At 71.5% G+C, this 1,254-nt stretch carries 2 protein-coding genes; both read right to left on the bottom strand.

Annotated elements, in window-relative coordinates; genetic code table 11:
• Positions 1–991 (bottom strand): DMT family transporter (locus ACQKIP_RS47715; RefSeq protein ID WP_427745894.1); only part of this gene is annotated, 991 nt, incomplete at its 3' end.
• 154 nt (positions 992–1,145) lie between these two features.
• Positions 1,146–1,254, bottom strand: a 109-nt coding sequence (locus tag ACQKIP_RS47710; RefSeq protein WP_427745895.1) for a helix-turn-helix domain-containing protein, incomplete at its 5' end; no start/stop codon positions are given.

Here is a 1,254-nt window from a genome sequence, read left to right as displayed (position 1 = left end):
GGGTTTGTAGGTTGTGTCGGCGGCGTGCGGGGCTCGCGTCGCTCGAAGCGACGACGCGGCCCGTCCGTGTCCCCGAGAGCGCCGCGGCCGCGACGGCTGCCAGGGCGAGCGCGACGCCCGCGACGGTGGCCGTGGTGACGTGCGTGTCACCGTGTGGCAGGAGCAGGTCGAGGGCGAGCGAGCCGACCAACTGGCCGGTGATCGTGCACAGTCCGAGCAGCAGGACGCCGAGCTTCTGGACCGCGGCGACCGCGATGGTGATGAAGGAGATGCCGACCAGGCCGCCGAGATAGAGATACGGCTCGGTCGGCAGCCGGGAGGGAATCCCGGCTGCCACGGCATGCACCAGGAAGATCACGCTCAGCGCGCCGGTACCGGCGACGAAGTTGAAGAACGTGCCCGCGTACGCGGATCCCGCGGCGTTCTTCACATGTCCGTTGACGGCCTGCTGCCAGCTCACGCACACGCCCGCCACCAGCGGCAGCAGCAGCATCAAGTACGGGAACCCGCCGCCCAGTTTGTCCGCCATCGACAGGCCCACGGCCGCGAGCACGAGGACCGCCCCGACGACCCGGCGCCGGGTGGGCCGCTGCGGGCCGGCGGGACCGAGTCCCATCCGGTCGAAGAGCAGCCCTCCGGTGACCTGACCCGCGACGATCGCGACGGTGAACAGGGCGACCCCGAGCGCCCCGACGGTCAGCCCCTGCGCGAGCAGGAAGGCCGCACCGCCGAAGCCGCCGAGCACCTGCCACCACTTGAGCCGCCTGTTGCGTACGTCGGAGAGCACCAGGCCGACCCCGCGGCGCGGCTTGCGCAGCGCCAGGAGACCGAGAGCCAGCATCACGAACCCCGAGCCGAAGGAGATCACCGCTGCCGCGAATCCGTCCCCGCCCAGCCCGGTGGCGAGCTCGCCGGTGATCCGCGCCTGCAGGGATATCAGCGTGCCGGAGAAGACGGCCAGGAGCAGCCAGGGTGCTGCGGCGGCGGGCATGTGCGTACGACCTCTGGGGACATCGGGGGTGGTGGGCGGCTCCGGTATGCCGGGGAACGGCGGCCGGTCCGTCCCTTTGTAACCGATCAGATCGTCACCGGACAGGGCGGGCCGGATGACGAGACGGGGGCCGGAGTCAGATGACGGGACGGGGTCAGCGGCACAGGAGCGCGGCGCGCAGGTCCAGCTTGTGGTCGAGGCGGGAGAGGTCCCGGCCGGTGAGGTCCTGCACCCGTTCGATGCGGTAGTGGACGGTGTTGACG

Source organism: Streptomyces sp. NPDC059900 (assembly GCF_050270335.1).
GTDB lineage: Bacteria > Actinomycetota > Actinomycetes > Streptomycetales > Streptomycetaceae > Streptomyces.
The sequence above is the reverse complement of the archived record's forward strand: the minus strand, read 5'-3'. Positions and strand labels throughout refer to the sequence as shown.